Here is a 16486-nt window from a genome sequence, read left to right as displayed (position 1 = left end):
CTATCCTGCCCGATGGTAGGGATGGCCTGCAAGGATGGAGGTGGCGCGGAACAACTGCTCCGCCAGCATGGCGCGGGCCAGCAGGTGCGGCCAGGTGGCCTTGCCGAAGGAAATGAGCAGGTCCGCCTCATTGCGCTCGTCTTGCGAATGGCCGTCCGCCGCACCGATGACGAAGCGACATTCGCGCATGCCCTGGTCGCGCCAGCGTTCGAGGATGGCGGCAAACTCCTCGGAGCCGAGGTTCTTGCCGCGCTCATCGAGCAGGACGGTCTTGTACGGAGTCTGCGGATCGGGAATGCGGCCGCCGGTCTCGGGCAATTCGGTCAGCTTGAGCGGCCAGGTGATCCGCTTGGCATAACGCTCGACCAGCTCCTCTTCCGGAGAGCGAGCGATCTTTCCGCGAGCGATGACGTGAAGCAGCATTGCCTTCTCCTACCGGTCCGCGTCCAACGGGCCGCAAGGCCGAACTGCCGCCCGCAGCGTGCGCAGCCTTGCTGCGCGTCTAGCGAGGACGCTCACGCGGCTGCGTGAGCGGAAGACAAGTTACGCCGTGCCTACCGCGCTCTGCTTTTCGCCGTCTTCGCCGAAGCCCCACATCCGCTCGAGGTTGTAGAAGCTGCGCACTTCCGGGCGGAACAGGTGGACGACGACGTCGCCCGCATCGATCAGCACCCAGTCGGCTGCCGGCAGGCCTTCGATGCGCGGGCTGGGTTCGCCCGCCTTCTTCAGTTTCTCGGCCAGCTTGTGCGCCATCGCAGCCACCTGCCGGGTGGAACGGCCCGAGGCGACGACCATGAAGTCGGCGATCGAGCTCTTCCCTTCCAGCGGAATGGATACGACGTCCTGCGCCTGGTCGTCGTCGAGTTGGGTCAGCACCAGTTCGTGGACCGATCCGGGCTCTGCAGAGATGGTGGTGTCGATATCAGGCATGGAGATGAAAGTTGCAGTTGCGGTGCTGGTGCCGTTGTCGGCGGAACGCTGGCGCGCCCCAGGATTGGCAGTGGTCATCGCGTATGGTCATGCTCCGTATATGGGGTGATGGACGACAGCGTAAAGGGCAAGACGCCTCACGCGTCCACCCCCATCGGCCTGTCATGAATAAGGGAATGCGTCACTTCATCCCGTGGGGCAGGTTCGGCAAACCCGTCTGCCCAATTGGGATCCGCCCGGCGTATCTGTGTGGCCGAACGCGGATCGGGATCGAAACGCAGCTCTATCAGCGCTGGTGCGCTCCATTCGCCCCGGTTGCGTAATCCGGCTGCGGATAACCGGTAACGCCGCAGCCAGGCCTTTGCGGGGCTCGCAAGGGCAGCATCGTCATAACCCGGCCGCGCTATCACGGCAATGGGCATTTCTCGGGCTATCTGCCGCCAATTCTTCCACTTATGGAACTGGGCGAGATTGTCCGAACCCATCAGCCAGACGAAGCGATGCTGCGGATAGCGGCGTTTCAACGCCCGCAGCGTATCGACGGTGTAGCGTGTGCCAAGTTCCTGCTCGATGGCGGTGACGCGGATCGGCGCGTTGCGGGCCTGCCCTTGCGCGGAGCGTACGCGGGCGGCGAGCGGGGCCATGCCCTGCTGCGGCTTCAGCGGATTGCCGGGGGATACCATCCACCACACCTCGTCCAGCCCCAGCGCCCGGATGGTGAACAGGGTGATGCGGCGATGTCCGCCATGGGCAGGGTTGAAGCTGCCGCCCAGCAGCCCGACGACCTTGCCGCGCATCAGGAAGAGCGTCGCCGTGGCGAGACGCGGAAGCCGTGGCGCTGTTCCTGCGAAATCAGCGCCCAGGCGGGGTATTCAGGATCGAGCGCGCCGATGGCATCGAGCGTCGCCAGCTCCTCGGACGACAGTTCGACCTCGGTGGCCGCGAGATTTTGTGCCAATTGCTCCTTGCGTTTGGCACCAATTATAACCGATCCGGTGACGGGCTGGTGCAGCAGCCAGGCCAGCGCGATCGCGGGCACGGTCACGCCGTGCCGCTCTGCCATTGGGCGCATCGCTTCCACGGCCTGCTCCGCCAAGCCCTTGTCGGCCTTGGGAAAATCGAGCTTGGCACGGCGGCCCTCGCCGCTCACGCCGTCCTTGCCGAAATCGTACTTGCCCGACAGCAAGCCGCCCAGCAGCGGGCTCCAGACCATCAGGCCGAGGCCTTCGGACAGCATCATCGGCACCAGCTCGCGCTCCAGTTCGCGCGCGGTGACCGCGTAGAGCGCCTGGTTGGAGATGAACTTGTCCCACCCGCGCCGCTCGGCAATGCCCAGCGCCTTGGCGATCTGCCATGCCGCCCAGTTGGACACGCCGACATAGCGCGCCCGGCCGGAACGCACGATGTCCTCCATCGCCCGCAATCCTTCCTCCATCGGCGCATTCGGGTCCCAGCCGTGGATCTGGTAAAGGTCGACATGCTCGAGGCCGAGGCGGTCGAGGCTGGCGTCGATCTGGTTGAGCAGGTGGTAGCGACCGTAGCCGGCATCGTTCGGGCCTTCGCCCATCGGCCCCATGCCCTTGGTGGCGATCACCACCTGGTCACGTGCCACGCCAAGGTCGCGCAGGGCACCGCCGACATATTGCTCACTCTGCCCCGCGGAATAGAGGTTCGCCGTGTCGATGAAATTGACGCCCGCTTCGAGCGCCTGCTTCACCAAAGCAGTGGACCCGGCCTGGTCGAGATCGTGCTGGAAGAAGGCGGAGGGCGCGGTGCCGAAGGTCATCGCGCCAAGGCACAGCTCCGACACGACAAGGCCGGAATTGCCCAAGCGGTTGTAACGCATTCTCGCCCCTCCCTTGATCGCCTACGGGCGCGCCTGGCCCTGACCCAGCACCTGCCACTTGTAGGTCGTCAGTCCTTCCAGCGCGACCGGCCCGCGTGCGTGCAGCCGGCCGGTGGCGATGCCGATTTCCGCGCCCAGTCCGAACTCGCCGCCATCGGCGAATTGCGAGGAGGCGTTGTGCATCACGATGGCGCTATCGACCTCGTCGAGGAAACGTCGCGCGGCAGCCTCGTCAGCAGTGATGATCGCCTCGGTATGACCGGAGGAATGGCGGGCGATATGCTCCATCGCCTCGTCCAGCCCGTCGACCACCGCCACCGACAGCTTGGCCTCGAGATATTCGGTGTCCCAGTCCTCTGCCGTGGCGGGCTTCACGCGGGAATCGATGGCCTGTGCGCGGGCATTGCCGCGCAGCTCGCAGCCTGCGTCCGCCAGTGCGCCCAGCACGCGGGCTGCGGCGGGGAAGTTGGCGTCGATCAGCAGCGTCTCCATCGCCCCGCAGATGCCGGTGCGGCGCATCTTGGCATTGACCGCTATCTTCTCCGCCATGTCCGGATCGGCGGCGGAGTGGATGTAGGTGTGGCAGATGCCGTCGAGGTGCGCGAGCACGGGCACGCGGGCATCGGCCTGGACGCGGGCGACAAGGCCCTTGCCGCCACGCGGCACGATCATGTCGACCAGCCCGGCAGCCTTCAGCATGGCACCCACGGCTTCGCGGTCCTGCGTCGGCATCAGCTGGATGGCGTCGGCGGGCAGGCCGGCTTCCTCCAGCCCCCTGGCGAAGGCGGCGTGGATGGCGCGGTTCGAATGGATCGCCTCGCTACCGCCGCGCAGCAGGGCGGCGTTGCCCGAACGCAGACAGAGCGCTGCGGCGTCAGCGGTGACGTTGGGACGGCTCTCGTAGATGATGCCGATCAGCCCGATGGGAATGCGGCGGCGCTCCAGCGTCATGCCGGCGGGCGCTTCGCTGCGGTCAATCACCTCGCCCACCGGGTCGGGCAGGCCGGCCACGTTCTCGATGGCGGCGGCAATGCCTTCCAGCCGGTCCTCGTCCAGCTTCAGCCGGTCGAGCATGGCGGCGGACAGGCCGTTGGCCTCGCCGGCCTGCATGTCCTTGGCGTTGGCGGCGATGATCGCGGCGGCATCGGCGCGGATGGCGGCAGCGGCAGCACGCAGGCCGGCAGCCTTCTCCGCATCGGTTGCGCGAGCGAGTTGGCGTTGCGCTGCGCGACCCTTCTTGGCCAGGTCTGCAATCAGCGCGTCGAAGTCGGTTCTTTCCAGTGTTTCAGTACTCATGGGCGCGCCCCTAACATTCCCCATGGCACCTGTCAGGGGCGAATCGCCTGAGCGGTGCAAGGCGCGCGGCAAAGGCCAACCGGCGATTTGGTTCCCGGCTGCGGAAGAAATTTTCGCCCGATGAAACGATTCATCGCACGATGGGTTCGACTCGCCCCAAAGGTTAACGCCGGGCTATCGACGCCTCGCGTGTGCGCGCTATCGCTGGCAATACATAACGGGATCACAACGGGACACACGGGGTCGTTTTGACAAAAAATACCAAGGGCGGATTTTGGGACCGCCTGCGGGCCTGGTTTCCGGAGCGCGAATTCTTCATGCGCTCCAAGGGGCAGGTTCGCTTCCTGACACTAACCACCCGCATGCAGATGGGCACCGCCGGACTGGCGCTGGCCATCGCTGTCGGCTGGGCCGGTTCGATGGGCTTCATGGCGGTCAGCCAATGGCAGGCCAGCAGCGAGCGCGCGGACCTGCTGCAGCGCGAAGCGCAGGTCGCCACCGCGGAAGATCGCTTCTCCGCCTATTCGGACGACATCGCCGCCACCGTAGCTGACCTGGAAGCGCGCCAGCAGCTGCTCGACGGCATCGTCGAAATGCTGCCCGAAGACGTGATGGCCGACGTCGAGCACACCGTCACCGATTCCAGCGCCGAGAGCGAAGAGCTGATCAGCATGATCCGCGAAGTCTTCCCCGAAGCGGAAGGCCTGGCCCGCGTCGAAGCGCGCCAGCTCGCCTTCACCGAGCGCCTGACCCTTTACGCCGATCGCCGCGCCGCCCGTGCCGAGCAGGCCATTCGCCAGCTGGGCCTCGATCCGCGCGCCGTGATGAACAGCAACAACAGCGCCATGGGTGGTCCGCTGGAAGACCTCGTCTCCGAAGGCGACGGCTCGCTGGACCCGCGCTTCGAACGCCTCGGTGCCAGCCTCGCCCGGATGAGCGCGCTGGAGCGTGGCCTCGACCAGATCCCGCAGGTCATGCCGGCCGACATCGGTTCGATCAGCTCGGGCTTCGGCTATCGTCGCGATCCGTTTAGCGGCCGCGCCGCCATGCACCGCGGCTTGGATTTCCGCGCCCCGCACGGTTCGCCGATCAATGCTGCCGCCGATGGCCGCGTAACCTTCGTCGGCTGGAAGTCCGGCTATGGCAAGGTCGTGGAGATCAGCCACGGTGCCGGCGTCGTCACCCGCTACGCGCACATGTCGCGTTTCAATGCACAGGTCGGCCAGCGCGTCGCCGCCGGTGACCGCATCGGCGCGATCGGCAACACCGGCCGCTCGACCGGCCCGCACCTGCATTTCGAAGTGCGCGTCAACGGCAATGCCGTGAACCCGCGCCCCTTCCTGGAGACAGCCCCCCATGTTCTCGAACAAGTCCGAGCGGAATTCGCCCCAAGCGGCGAGCAGGCAGACGGTGAAGCCGATGGCTAATCCGGGCGGCACCTTTTCCGTGATCGGCCCCGACGTCACCATCAAGGGGGACATCGAGGCTTCCGTCGACCTGCACGTCGACGGCAAGGTCACCGGCAACCTTGCCTGCGCCAGCCTGGTGCAAGGCGAAACGAGTCGTATCGAAGGCGAGATCAAGGCCGAGAGCGCCCGCCTGTCCGGCGAGGTGCAGGGCACGATCGAAGTGCGCGACCTGGTCGTGCTCAAGTCCGCCAAGATCCACGGCGATGTCAGCTACGACACGCTGACCATCGAGCAGGGCGCATCGGTCGATGGCCGCTTCGCCCCGCTGCGCGCCAAGGCTGCGCCGTCCGGCCAGACGATCAAGGCAGGCGGCGACAAGCCGGCTACGCCGATGTCCGCCGAGGAACAGCGCAGGCTGTCGCTCGCCGGCTAGGCAGTCACGAGCTTTCGGGAGGGGATGGGGCGGTCCGCGAAGGCCGCCCCACCTGTATTGGACGAAGCTTATTCGGCTTCGGAACCGGCGGGAGTTTCTTCCTCGCCCTTTTCCTCGGCAGCACGCTTGGCTTCGAGCCAGGCCTCGGCCTCGGCTTCCTGCGCGGCTTCGGCAGCAGCCTTGGCGGCTTCCTCACGCTCGCGGCGCAGTTCGGCGATCAGTTCCTGCTTGTCGTCACGCGGCGCGGCGGGCGCGGCGGCAGCCTCCTCACCCTCGGCCGGTGCTTCGACCGGCGCACGCTTGGCGGCCTTGGCCACGGCGGCATCCAGTTCACGCTGCGAGCACAGGCCCAGCGTCACTGGGTCCTTCGGCTGAATGTTCTGGATGTTCCAGTGCGAACGCTCGCGAATGGCGTTGATGGTGTTGCGGGTGGTACCGATCAGGCGACCGATCTGCGCATCGGAAATTTCCGGATGGTTGCGCAGGATCCAGGCAATGCCGTCGGGCTTGTCCTGGCGCTTCGACACCGGGGTGTAGCGCGGGCCCTTGGTGCGGCTTACGTCGACCGGGGCCTTCTGCATCACCAGCCGGTAGGCCGGGTCAGCCTGGCCGCGTTCGATTTCCTCATGGGTCAGCTCGCCCGAGTGCACGGGATCGCGACCGGTGTACTTGGCACCGGCAAGGTCGTCCGCCATCGCCTGCACTTCGAGGATGTGCAGGCCGCAGAACTCGGCAATCTGCGAGAAGCTGAGGGCCGTATTGTCGACCAGCCAGCTGGCGGTCGCATGGGGCATGAGGGGCTTGGCTTGATCAGCCACGGCATTTCTCCGACTGGAAATAAAAGGGCCGCCCCTCGCGGGACGGCCGTTATGTGGAGCCTGATGTAGAGGCTTTGGTGGCGAACGGCAAGCTTTTGGCGCTGGCGGGCCTCAGGCGTGGGCGCCGGAAAGGCCGATGGTGGCGGATTCGCGGGCTATCGGGGCAAGGCCGGCGGCGAACTGGTCGGCGCTGGCAGACCAGCTGAAGGCGCGGCCGATGCGATGGCAGGTAGTGCGGTCGAGTCGCAGGGCGGCGGCGATGGCATCTTCCAGCCGCTCGGCCATGGCGCCGCTGGCCGGCTCCAGTACGTCCAGCGGGCCAGGCACCGGATAGGCCGCCACGGGGGTGCCGCAGGCCAGCGCCTCGATCATCACCAGGCCGAAGGTGTCGGTCTTGCTGGGGAAGACGAAGACGTCAGCCCCGGCGTAGCAGGCGGCCAGGGCATCGCCGGTGCGCCGCCCGAGGATGTGCGCCTCCGGAAACCGTGCCTGCAGCTTGTCCAGCGCCGGACCATCGCCCACCACCACCTTGGAGCCGGGATGGCCATTGCCAAGGAAAGCCTCGATATTCTTCTCCACCGCCACGCGCCCGACATAGAGCTGGATCGGGCGCGGCAAGGTGAAGAACAGGTCCGGCGGCGGGTGGTCAGGATGAAAGGTCTCGACCTCAACCCCGCGGCTCCAGTGATGCAGCGGGCCAATGCCCTGTTCGCGTAGCTGCGCACGGATCGTCTCCGTCGCCACCATGGTGCGGGTCGCCGGGGCATGGAAGCGGCGGATGAAGGGCCAGATCCATTGCGCCGGAAGCCCGGTGCGGCGGGCAACGTAGTCGGGAAATTGCGTGTGGTACGCCGTGGTGAAGGGCAATTTCCGGCGCAGGCAGTAACGCCGCGCTGCCCAGCCGAGCGGACCCTCTGTGGCGATATGGATGGTGTCGGGCTGGAAGCGGTCGAGCCGCCTTGCTATGGCGCGCGTGCCTGCAAGTGCCAGGCGGATTTCCGGATAGGACGGTGCGGGAAACGAGCGATAAAGGTCGGGAGAGGTGACTTCCACCTCGTGCCCGCGACTGCGTAGTTCCGCGACTATCGTATCCAGCGTGCGCACCACTCCGTTCACTTGCGGGTGCCAGGCATCGGTGACGAGGGCGATCCGCATTGGCGTGACCCCAGCTTCGGCCTCAGGCGGCAGCGGCAACGGCATGCTCTGCCTGCTGCCGCTCCCGCTCCTCGCGCTTGGCCATTTCCTCGGGCCAGTTGAGGATCTCCATCCGGCCGTCGGCATGTTCGACCAGGGCATTGCAGCCCTCCACCCAGTCGCCATCGTTCCAGTATTCGATATTGTCGAACATGCGGTGTTCGGCAGTGTGGATGTGGCCGCAGACCACACCGTCCACGCCGCGTTCGGCAGCGGCGCGGGCCACCACCTCCTCGTACTTGCCGATGAACTCGACCGCGTTCTTTACCTTGTGCTTGGCCATCTTCGAGAGCGACCAGTAGGACAGGCCGAAGGCCTTGCGCAGGCTATTCACCCACTGGTTCAGCCGCATCATGAAGTGATAAAGCGAGTCACCGACGAAGGCGAGCCAGCGGTGGGAGAGCATGACCGCGTCGAACTCGTCGCCGTGCAACACCATCAGCCGGCGACCGTCGGCGGTATCGTGGAAGGCCGCGCGGCGAATCTCGATGCCGCCGAAATGCATGCCGGTGAACTGGCGGAACATCTCGTCGTGGTTGCCGGGGATATAGACGATCCGCGTGCCGCGCTTGGCCCGTTTCAGGATGCGCCAGACGATGTCGTTATGCGCGTCGGGCCAGTAGAACTTCTTCTTCAGCCGCCAGCCGTCGACGATGTCGCCGACCAGGTACATGGTCTCACTGTCGACGCTGTCGAGGAAGTCGATCAACAGCTCGGCATTGCACCCCTTGGTGCCGAGGTGGATGTCGGAAATCCAGATCGTACGGAACTTGCGCCGCTGCTCCGGGACGCGCTCCGGCACGCTTGGTTCGTGCCTGTCGAAATCGGGGAAGGCAGAGACATTCTCGCCATTGCCCAGGTCGCGGTCGAGATAGGTGCCAAACATGTGCGCGAACAAGCCTCGTGTTGCTGCGTGTTTGGCTGCGATTCTATGAGTCCTGTTTGTTACAGGCGAACATCAGTCCCGCGGCAGTTCGACGACAGTGTTACGCTTTCGAGTCAGCGCACGACATAAGGTTGCGGCGCAACCCAGGGCGAGACCATGTTGTAGGGCACGGTGACGAACACCGCCTCCACCGCGGCGATCTTGCCGCCGACGATCTTGAACAGTTCCAGCAGCACGAAGCTGTGGGGGTAGTGGAAGATCGACTTGTGCTTGCTGCCGTCGGTCCAGGTGATGTCGGTCAGGCTGCCCGAATGGTCGATGAAGCCGGCGGCCATGACGATGCCCTTGTCCTCGTCCACCAGCGGGAAGCGACGGTCGCGCAGGCGATCGTCGTACTTGTACTGGCCCAGCCGGAACTGGTCCGCCGTGCCCATCGCCGCGATGGGATAGCCATCGATATGGGTGTTGGTCGTCTGCAACCCGTTCTCGATGCGGTCGCAATCGTCGGTGAACTCGGTGTGCAGCGTGCCGTCGTTCAGCTCGAGCGTCTCGAAATAGCCGTCGGCCAGGCGGATCATCTCCTCGCGGCTGCTGCGCTGGCCTTCGGGCACGTCGGCCAGCATGATCGCGCGCGGGCGGCGGTCGAGGTCGATCTGTGGGAACGGCCCCAGTTCGTGCGGGCGGCAGACGATGATCTCGGCCTCGGCAATGCGGCCATCGGCAATGGCGAGGCGCAGGCACATGACCGAAGTGTCCGGCCCTTCGACGACATGGCCGATCCAGCCGACCTGGCCGGTGGCGGGGTCCGCCGTCTTCAGGTCATAGCCGGGCTCCACCTTGTCGATGGTGTTCCAGATGCCGTCACCGATGGCGAGCTGGACGTTGTTCTCGGTGAACACGGGATCTTCCGCCCAGGGCAGACTGACCGCGTCGCGGATGGCAAGGGCAGCGAGGAAGGCATCGGCGTGGGCATAAAGGTCTTCGCGGGTCATCAATCGTCTCCGGCAACGGCGAGCACGATCTTGCCGACGTGCTCTCCCGCTTCCATGCGGGCATGGGCCTTGGCGGCCTGTGCCAGCGGGTAGGTTTCATCCATCACGGGGCGCAGCTCCCCGCTCTCGACCATGGGCCAGACTTCGCGGAACAGCTCGTCCGCCAGCAGACCCTTGAAGGTGTTGGTGCGCGGGCGCAGCGTGGAGCCGGTGATGGTCTGCCGCTTCACCATCATCTTGGCCACATTCACTTCCGACATGGCGCCGCCGAGCGTGGCAATCACCACCAGCCGGCCATCCGGCGCCAGCGCGTCGAGGTTGCGCTGGGTGTAGTTGCCCGCGACGACGTCAAGGATCAGGTTGGCGCCTTGGCCGTCGGTGAAGCTGCGCACCTCCTCGACGAAGTCCTGTGCCTTGTAGTTGATGGCGAGGTCCGCCCCCACCTTGATCGCCGCGGCGCATTTTGCGTCGGAGCCGCAGGTGGCGATCACGCGCAGGCCGAACAGCTTGGCCAGCATGATCGCGGTCGTGCCGATGCCGCTGGTACCGCCGTGGATCAGGATCGTCTCCCCGTCGCGGGCGTAGCCGCGCTGGAAGACATTGTGCCAGACGGTGAAGAAGGTCTCCGGCATGGCTGCCGCTTCTGCCATGGACAGGCCTTCGGGCACCGGCAGGCAGTGTTCGGGGCGCGCGATGCAGTATTCGGCATAGCCACCGCCGTTCACCAGCGCGCAGACCAGCTTGCCCAGTTCGGCGGCATCGACGCCTTCGCCGAGCGCCACGATCTCTCCGGAAATTTCCAGACCGGGCAGGTCGGAGGCACCCGGCGGGGGCGGATAGAGCCCGGCGCGCTGCAGGCAGTCTGGTCGGTTCACCCCGGCATGGCTGACGCGCACCAGCACCTCGCCCTGGCCGGGCCGTGGCACGTCGCGCCTGGTCGCTTGCAGGACCTCGGGCCCGCCAGGCTCGCTGATCGCAACCACGGTCATCGTGCTCGGCAATGTATCGGCCACCCGGTCCCCCCTGTCTCGTCTGTCCACGCGGATGCACAGCCCTAAGGGCCAGTGCCATTGACAGCAAGCGCCGCTGTGCCGATGTTGCACTGCAATGGACGAAGGCGACCTTCCGCGGAGCCGTTCCGATGCTGCCAGCCAGCTGGCTGGCGAAAGCCTTGATGCCTATTCGCAGGACGAATTGCTCGAACGCGTACAGCTGCTGGAAGTGGAAATCGCGCGGGTGAAGGCGCATCACGCCAAGGCGGCGGACCACCGCAAGCTGGCCGATGCGCTGTTCAAGCCCAGGGAGGCGGACTGATGGGCCGCCTACGGCCCGTTGGACCCCTCGCAATCGCGCTGCCGCGCACCATATATTGTACCAAGCATTCGGCAGGTCGCTCCGGCCTGGCGTTCACCCCCCGCGTTAGGCCGATATTCACTCTGCCCTGCGCACATTCGTTGACACATCCCGCCATGGCCTGAGGCCAGCCAAGGACATACATGCCAAGTTTCGCGCAAAACCTCGAAAAGACCCTCCACACCGCGATCCAGCACGCGATCGACCGGACGCACGAATATGCGACGCTCGAACACCTGTTACTGGCGCTGGTGGACGATCCCGACGCGGGCGAGGTGATGAATGCCTGCGGGGTCGACATGGAAGAACTGGGCACCGTGGTGCGCCAGTATCTTGACCAGGAATACCAGTCGCTGAAGAGCGACGAGGACGCCGATCCGCAGCCCACCGCCGGGTTCCAGCGGGTGATCCAGCGCGCCATCCTGCACGTCCAGTCTTCCGGGAAGGACATGGTGACCGGCGCCAACGTGCTGGTCGCGCTGTTTTCGGAGCGGGACAGCTACGCCGTCTATTTCCTGCAACAGCAGGATATGAGCCGCCTCGACGCGGTCAGCTTCATCAGCCACGGCATCGGCAAGGGCGGCAAGCAGCTGGAAAGCCGCACGCCCTCCGGCGCGGAGGAAGAAGCCCAGACCAAGGGCGAGGAAAAGGCAGACAAGAACAAGAAGGATTCCGCGCTCGACCAGTTCTGCGTGAACCTGAACCAGAAGGCGCTGGACGGGCGGATCGACCCGCTGATCGGCCGTGGTCCGGAAGTGGACCGCACGGTGCAGATCCTCTGCCGCCGGTCGAAGAACAACCCGCTCTACGTGGGCGATCCGGGCGTCGGCAAGACGGCCATCGCCGAGGGCCTGGCGCGCAAGATCGTCGAAGGCGACGTGCCCGAAGTGCTGGAAGACGCGGTCATCTATGCGCTCGACATGGGGGCGCTGCTGGCCGGCACGCGCTATCGCGGCGATTTCGAGGAACGCCTGAAGCAGGTCGTCAACGAACTCGAAAAGATGCCCGAAGCCATTCTTTTCATTGATGAAATCCACACAGTCATCGGTGCCGGCGCAACCAGCGGCGGGGCGATGGACGCCTCCAACCTGCTCAAGCCGGCACTGTCGAGCGGGGCGATCCGTTGCATCGGCTCGACCACCTACAAGGAGTTCCGCAACCACTTCGAGAAGGACCGTGCCCTGCTGCGCCGGTTCCAGAAGATCGACGTGAACGAGCCGACGGTGGAAGACACGATCAAGATCCTCAAGGGGCTGCGCAGCGCCTTCGAGGAGCACCACAAGGTCAAGTACACGCCCGACGCGATCAAGACCGCAGTGGAGATGAGCGCGCGCTACATCAACGACCGCAAGCTGCCCGACAAGGCGATCGACGTGATCGACGAGGTCGGCGCCATGCAGATGCTGGTACCGCCCAGCCGCCGCCGCAAGACGATTACCGCCAAGGAAATCGAGAAGGTCGTAGCGACGATGGCGCGCATCCCGCCGAAGTCGGTCAGCAAGGACGACAAGAAGGCGCTGGGCAATCTCGAGAAGGACCTGAAGCGCGTGGTCTATGGCCAGGACGAGGCGATCGAACGTCTGTCGACCGCCATGAAGCTGAGCCGTGCCGGCCTGCGCGAAGCGGACAAGCCGATCGGCTCGTTCCTCTTCTCCGGCCCCACCGGCGTCGGCAAGACCGAGGTGGCACGCCAGCTCGCCTCCATCATGGGCATCGAGCTGAAGCGTTTCGACATGTCCGAATACATGGAGCGCCACAGCGTCTCCCGCCTGATCGGCGCGCCTCCCGGCTATGTCGGTTACGACCAGGGCGGCCTGCTGACCGATGCCATCGACCAGCACCCGCACTGCGTGCTGCTCCTCGACGAGATCGAAAAGGCGCACCCGGACCTGTTCAACATCCTGCTGCAGGTGATGGATAACGGCCAGCTGACCGACCATCACGGCAAGACGGTGGACTTCCGCAATGTCGTGCTGATCATGACGACCAACGCCGGCGCGTCCGACGCGGCGAAGCAGTCGATCGGCTTCGGCGCAGGCCAGAAGACCGAGGCTTCGGAAGAGGCGGTGAAAAAGATGTTCACCCCCGAATTCCGCAACCGCCTCGATGCCGTGGTGCCCTTCGCCTACCTCGGCAAGGAAACCGTCAGCCGCGTGGTCGACAAGTTCATCCTGCAGCTGGAACTGCAGCTGGGCGAGCAGAACGTGCACATCCAGTTCGACGGCGACGCCCGCGACTGGCTGGCCAAGCGCGGCTACGACAAGCTGATGGGCGCCCGCCCGATGGCTCGCCTGATCCAGGAAAAGGTCAAGCAGCCGCTCGCCGAGGAGTTGCTGTTCGGCAAGCTTGCCAGCGGCGGCGAGGTGCATGTCAGCGTGAAGGACGATGCCCTCGCCTTCGAACTGACCCCGGCACCACCCAAGTCCAAGGCCAAGCGCAAGCCTGCGGCGAAGAAGAAGCCTGCTGCCAAGAAGGCGGCGCCGAAGAAGCCCGACACCTCGACCACGGCCGAGGACAAGGGCGACGACAAGTCGGAGGACTAGGCGACAGGCGCGGCGCGGGCTAGGCTCGCGCCATGCAGTCGAACACATTCCTGACACTGGCAGCGGCGGGGGTATGTGCCCTCGCCGTTCCCGTTTGGGCGCAGGACGCGCCTCCCTTGGCCGAGCGCACCGCGCAGACCGACCTGCCGCTGGAAGGCGCGCGGACGGCGATGCAACTGGAGCACGTCTCGCTGTCCATCGTGGTCGATCCGGAAGAGCAGCGGATCACCGGCGACGGCCATTATCGCGTTGAGCTGCGGAACGATGTGGCCGAACTGGCCTTCGACCTCGATCCGCGCTTCCGCATCCACGGCATCTATGTCGAAGGCGAGGCACTGGCCGACGACGCCTGGCGGAACCCGGACGGCCTGCTGACGATCGACCTGCCCCGCCCGGCCAGCGCCGGCGAATCCCTGGCCGTCCGTGTCTTCTACGACGGCCAGCCGCACGTGGCGCTCAATGCCCCGTGGCAGGGCGGCTTCGTCTGGGCGGAGACCGAGGACGGGCAGCCGTGGATCGCCACAGCCTTGCAGGGTGAAGGTTGCGACCTGTTCTGGCCCTGCATCGACCATTCCTCGCACCGGCTCGGCACGATCGACCTCGTCGTGACAGTGCCGGAAGGGTTAGTCGTGGCTGGCAACGGTCGCCAAATTGGCACAGAACGCGGTGACGGCACGACCACCTTTCACTGGCGCGCGCGCGATCCCAGCAACTATGGCGTTGCGCTCCAGATCGGCCCCTACGAAGTCGCGCAGCGCAACTATGCGAGCCGTTACGGCAACGATATTCCGCTGGTCTTCTGGCATCTTCCCGGTCACGCCGAAGGTGCCGAGCGCCTGCTGGGCGAAATGGCCGACCAGATTACCTTCATGGAACAGGTCTTCGGCCCCTACCCCTTCGGTGACGAGAAGGCCGGCGTCGTCGAGACGCCGCACCTCGGCATGGAGCACCAGACGATCAATGCCTATGGCAACGGCTTCCGGCCGGAAGCCTACGGTCACGACTGGCTGCTGCAGCATGAATTCGCGCACGAGTGGTTCGCCAACCAGCTGACGCACGAGAACATCAACCACATGTGGCTGCACGAGGGGATCACCACCTGGACGCAGCCGCTCTACCTTGGCTGGGCGCGCGGCGAGATGTTCTACGACGCGGAGATGTGGGACAATCGCCTGCGCGTGTGGAGCCGGGTACCGCTGGTGCCGCCAGAAGGACAACTGCCCGACTACAATGACCAGCAGGCGAAATGGGGCGACGATATCTACTTCAAGGGCGCGTGGATCATGCATACGCTGCGCTGGCTGGTCGGCGACGACGTGCTGTTCCCCGCCGTCACCCGCCTCACTTATGGCACCGACGATCCGCAGCCCGGCGAAATCCGGCCGGTGAACCGCACCACGGAAGATTTTCGCGCCATACTGGAGGAAATGAGCGGACAGGACCTTGCCTGGTTCTTCGACGCCTACTTCTACCAGGCACCACTGCCGCGCCTGGACATGCAGCGCGAGGGCAACAGCCTCCTGCTGGCATGGGAAACCCCGTCGGACCATGCCTTTGCCATGCCGGTAGAGGTGTCGATCGACGGCGAGGTCCAGCGCGTCGACATGGATGGTGGAGCCGCCACCGTGTCCCTGCCGCACCCTGATGCCCATGTGCTGCCCGACCCGGCGAATCGCATCCTGCGACATGATGAGGCAGTCGAAACCTGGCAGCGGCGTAACGAATAGGCCCAAGGTCCAGCTAGGGAACGAAACTTGCGCGGCGCAACTTTTTAACTGCGATGGCCGCCCCTTTTTCCTGGATTCGCCCCGAGCCGCATGGCGTGCACGTGGTGCCTGCCGATATGTGGATCGACCCGTCGAAAGCGGTCGATACCGCGATGGTGACGCACGGCCATGCCGACCATGCGCGCGGCGGCCACGGCAAGACGATCGCCACGCCGGAAACGCTGGCGATCATGGAACTGCGCTACAACACCCGCGAAGGCGCAAGCCCGGTGGAATATGGCGAGACGATCCGCCTGCCCGGCGGCGTCGATGCCACTTACATCCCCGCCGGCCATGTGCTGGGCAGCGCACAGATCCTGCTGGAGCATGCCGGAGAGCGGGTGGTGATCACCGGCGACTACAAGCGCCGCGCCGACCCGACCTGCCCGCCTTTCGAGGTCACGCCCTGCGACATCTTCATCACCGAGGCGACCTTCGGCCTGCCGCTGTTCACCCACCCTCCGATCGAGGAGGAGATGGCCAAGCTGCTTGGTCGGCTGGAGGCGCACCCGGATCGCTGCGTGCTCGTGGGCGCCTATGCGCTGGGCAAGGCACAGCGCGTGATCGCCGAATTGCGCGCCGCCGGGCACGCCCAGCCGATCTACCTGCACGGTGCGATGGAGAAGATGTGCCGCCTGTATCAGGAGTTCGGCGTCGACCTCGGTGAATTGCGGCTGGTCTCGGACCATGAGAAGGACGACATCCACGGCCACCTGGTCGTCTGCCCGCCCGCGGCGCTCAACGATCGCTGGAGCCGCCGCCTGCCCGACCCCATCACCGCCATGGCCAGCGGCTGGATGCGCGTACGACAGCGCGCCCGGCAGCGGAATGTCGAGCTGCCGCTGGTGATCTCCGACCATGCCGACTGGGGCGAACTCACCCGCACCATCGAGGAGGTCGACCCGCAGGAAACCTGGATCACCCACGGCCGCGAGGAAGCACTGCTGCGCTGGCACCAGCTGCACCAGCGGCGCGCCCGTGCGCTGGCGCTGGTCGGCTACGAGGACGAGGACGACTAGG

At 65.7% G+C, this 16486-nt stretch carries 16 protein-coding genes; 6 read left to right on the top strand and 10 right to left on the bottom strand.

Annotation, left to right across the window (positions count from 1 at the left end; translation table 11 throughout):
• From OZN62_RS09850 to OZN62_RS09830, 5 genes are all read right to left on the bottom strand, one after another.
• Nucleotides 1-423: a 23S rRNA (pseudouridine(1915)-N(3))-methyltransferase RlmH gene (locus OZN62_RS09850; protein ID WP_269099463.1), complete on the bottom strand. Its 423-nt coding sequence runs from the start codon at nucleotides 421-423 to the stop codon at nucleotides 1-3.
• Nucleotides 424-543: 120 nt separating this feature from the next.
• Nucleotides 544-930, bottom strand: a complete 387-nt coding sequence (gene rsfS / locus OZN62_RS09845; protein WP_269102152.1) for a ribosome silencing factor — start codon at nucleotides 928-930, stop codon at nucleotides 544-546.
• Nucleotides 931-1067: 137 nt separating this feature from the next.
• The gene (locus OZN62_RS09840; RefSeq protein WP_269099462.1) at nucleotides 1068-1727 is read right to left on the bottom strand and encodes a nicotinate-nucleotide adenylyltransferase; all 660 of its coding nucleotides are present in this window, start codon (nucleotides 1725-1727) and stop codon (nucleotides 1068-1070) included.
• Entirely contained in the window at nucleotides 1727-2776 is a 1050-nt protein-coding gene (locus OZN62_RS09835) for an aldo/keto reductase (protein ID WP_269099461.1), read from the bottom strand. Before OZN62_RS09835 ends, OZN62_RS09840 begins: the two co-directional genes overlap by 1 nt.
• 21 nt (nucleotides 2777-2797) lie before the next feature.
• Complete coding sequence (locus OZN62_RS09830; protein ID WP_269099460.1) at nucleotides 2798-4072, bottom strand: glutamate-5-semialdehyde dehydrogenase; 1275 nt, start codon at nucleotides 4070-4072, stop codon at nucleotides 2798-2800.
• 248 nt (nucleotides 4073-4320) lie between these two features.
• Here OZN62_RS09830 and OZN62_RS09825 point away from each other — a divergent pair, with 248 nt between their 5' ends.
• Both OZN62_RS09825 and OZN62_RS09820 read left to right on the top strand, forming a co-directional pair.
• Nucleotides 4321-5499 carry a M23 family metallopeptidase gene (locus OZN62_RS09825; RefSeq protein WP_330848738.1) on the top strand — a complete coding sequence of 393 codons (1179 nt, stop codon included), beginning with the start codon at nucleotides 4321-4323 and terminating at the stop codon, nucleotides 5497-5499.
• Nucleotides 5492-5914, top strand: coding sequence for a bactofilin family protein (locus OZN62_RS09820; RefSeq protein WP_269099459.1), 423 nt, complete (start codon nucleotides 5492-5494; stop codon nucleotides 5912-5914). The genes OZN62_RS09825 and OZN62_RS09820 overlap by 8 nt, the downstream gene beginning before the upstream one ends.
• A 68-nt stretch (nucleotides 5915-5982) precedes the next feature.
• On the opposite strand, the gene OZN62_RS09815 is transcribed toward OZN62_RS09820, so the two are convergent.
• The 5 genes from OZN62_RS09815 to OZN62_RS09795 form a co-directional block, all read right to left on the bottom strand.
• A complete protein-coding gene (locus OZN62_RS09815; protein ID WP_269102150.1) occupies nucleotides 5983-6708 on the bottom strand; it encodes a DUF1013 domain-containing protein in 726 nt (241 codons plus the stop codon).
• 135 nt (nucleotides 6709-6843) lie between these two features.
• Nucleotides 6844-7887 carry a glycosyltransferase family 4 protein gene (locus OZN62_RS09810; protein ID WP_269099458.1) on the bottom strand — a complete coding sequence of 348 codons (1044 nt, stop codon included), beginning with the start codon at nucleotides 7885-7887 and terminating at the stop codon, nucleotides 6844-6846.
• Between the two features lie 22 nt (nucleotides 7888-7909).
• Nucleotides 7910-8812: a UDP-2,3-diacylglucosamine diphosphatase gene (locus OZN62_RS09805; RefSeq protein WP_269099457.1), complete on the bottom strand. Its 903-nt coding sequence runs from the start codon at nucleotides 8810-8812 to the stop codon at nucleotides 7910-7912.
• Nucleotides 8813-8925: 113 nt separating this feature from the next.
• Nucleotides 8926-9804: a hypothetical protein gene (locus tag OZN62_RS09800; RefSeq protein ID WP_269099456.1), complete on the bottom strand. Its 879-nt coding sequence runs from the start codon at nucleotides 9802-9804 to the stop codon at nucleotides 8926-8928.
• Nucleotides 9804-10817 carry an NAD(P)H-quinone oxidoreductase gene (locus OZN62_RS09795; RefSeq protein ID WP_442864372.1) on the bottom strand — a complete coding sequence of 338 codons (1014 nt, stop codon included), beginning with the start codon at nucleotides 10815-10817 and terminating at the stop codon, nucleotides 9804-9806. Before OZN62_RS09795 ends, OZN62_RS09800 begins: the two co-directional genes overlap by 1 nt.
• A gap of 94 nt (nucleotides 10818-10911) precedes the next feature.
• Here OZN62_RS09795 and OZN62_RS09790 point away from each other — a divergent pair, with 94 nt between their 5' ends.
• From OZN62_RS09790 to OZN62_RS09775, 4 genes are all read left to right on the top strand, one after another.
• On the top strand, nucleotides 10912-11118 hold the full coding sequence (locus OZN62_RS09790) for a DUF1192 domain-containing protein (RefSeq protein ID WP_269099455.1): 207 nt from the start codon (nucleotides 10912-10914) through the stop codon (nucleotides 11116-11118).
• 182 nt (nucleotides 11119-11300) lie between these two features.
• Complete coding sequence (gene clpA, locus OZN62_RS09785; protein WP_269099454.1) at nucleotides 11301-13700, top strand: ATP-dependent Clp protease ATP-binding subunit ClpA; 2400 nt, start codon at nucleotides 11301-11303, stop codon at nucleotides 13698-13700.
• A 116-nt stretch (nucleotides 13701-13816) separates the two neighbouring features.
• Nucleotides 13817-15427, top strand: coding sequence for a M1 family metallopeptidase (locus OZN62_RS09780; RefSeq protein WP_269099453.1), 1611 nt, complete (start codon nucleotides 13817-13819; stop codon nucleotides 15425-15427).
• Between the two features lie 53 nt (nucleotides 15428-15480).
• The gene (locus OZN62_RS09775) at nucleotides 15481-16485 is read left to right on the top strand and encodes a ligase-associated DNA damage response exonuclease (protein WP_269099452.1); all 1005 of its coding nucleotides are present in this window, start codon (nucleotides 15481-15483) and stop codon (nucleotides 16483-16485) included.
• Nucleotide 16486: the final 1 nt, after the last annotated feature.

The sequence above is a fragment of the Aurantiacibacter sp. MUD11 genome, from assembly GCF_026967575.1.
Lineage (GTDB): Bacteria > Pseudomonadota > Alphaproteobacteria > Sphingomonadales > Sphingomonadaceae > Alteraurantiacibacter.
The sequence above is the reverse complement of the archived record's forward strand: the minus strand, read 5'-3'. Positions and strand labels throughout refer to the sequence as shown.

Bases quoted from the DNA above. Each gene is read 5' to 3' on its own strand.
- OZN62_RS09800 (WP_269099456.1), bottom strand. From the start codon at position 9,804: ATGACCCGCGAAGACCTTTATGCCCACGCCGATGCCTTCCTCGCTGCC.
- OZN62_RS09850 (WP_269099463.1), bottom strand. From the start codon at position 423: ATGCTGCTTCACGTCATCGCTCGCGGAAAGATCGCTCGCTCTCCGGAA.
- clpA (WP_269099454.1), top strand. From the start codon at position 11,301: ATGCCAAGTTTCGCGCAAAACCTCGAAAAGACCCTCCACACCGCGATC.
- OZN62_RS09840 (WP_269099462.1), bottom strand. From the start codon at position 1,727: ATGCGCGGCAAGGTCGTCGGGCTGCTGGGCGGCAGCTTCAACCCTGCC.
- OZN62_RS09830 (WP_269099460.1), bottom strand. From the start codon at position 4,072: ATGAGTACTGAAACACTGGAAAGAACCGACTTCGACGCGCTGATTGCA.
- rsfS (WP_269102152.1), bottom strand. From the start codon at position 930: ATGCCTGATATCGACACCACCATCTCTGCAGAGCCCGGATCGGTCCAC.
- OZN62_RS09790 (WP_269099455.1), top strand. From the start codon at position 10,912: ATGGACGAAGGCGACCTTCCGCGGAGCCGTTCCGATGCTGCCAGCCAG.
- OZN62_RS09815 (WP_269102150.1), bottom strand. From the start codon at position 6,708: ATGCCCCATGCGACCGCCAGCTGGCTGGTCGACAATACGGCCCTCAGC.
- OZN62_RS09775 (WP_269099452.1), top strand. From the start codon at position 15,481: ATGGCCGCCCCTTTTTCCTGGATTCGCCCCGAGCCGCATGGCGTGCAC.
- OZN62_RS09820 (WP_269099459.1), top strand. From the start codon at position 5,492: ATGGCTAATCCGGGCGGCACCTTTTCCGTGATCGGCCCCGACGTCACC.
- OZN62_RS09810 (WP_269099458.1), bottom strand. From the start codon at position 7,887: ATGCGGATCGCCCTCGTCACCGATGCCTGGCACCCGCAAGTGAACGGA.
- OZN62_RS09835 (WP_269099461.1), bottom strand. From the start codon at position 2,776: ATGCGTTACAACCGCTTGGGCAATTCCGGCCTTGTCGTGTCGGAGCTG.
- OZN62_RS09805 (WP_269099457.1), bottom strand. From the start codon at position 8,812: ATGTTTGGCACCTATCTCGACCGCGACCTGGGCAATGGCGAGAATGTC.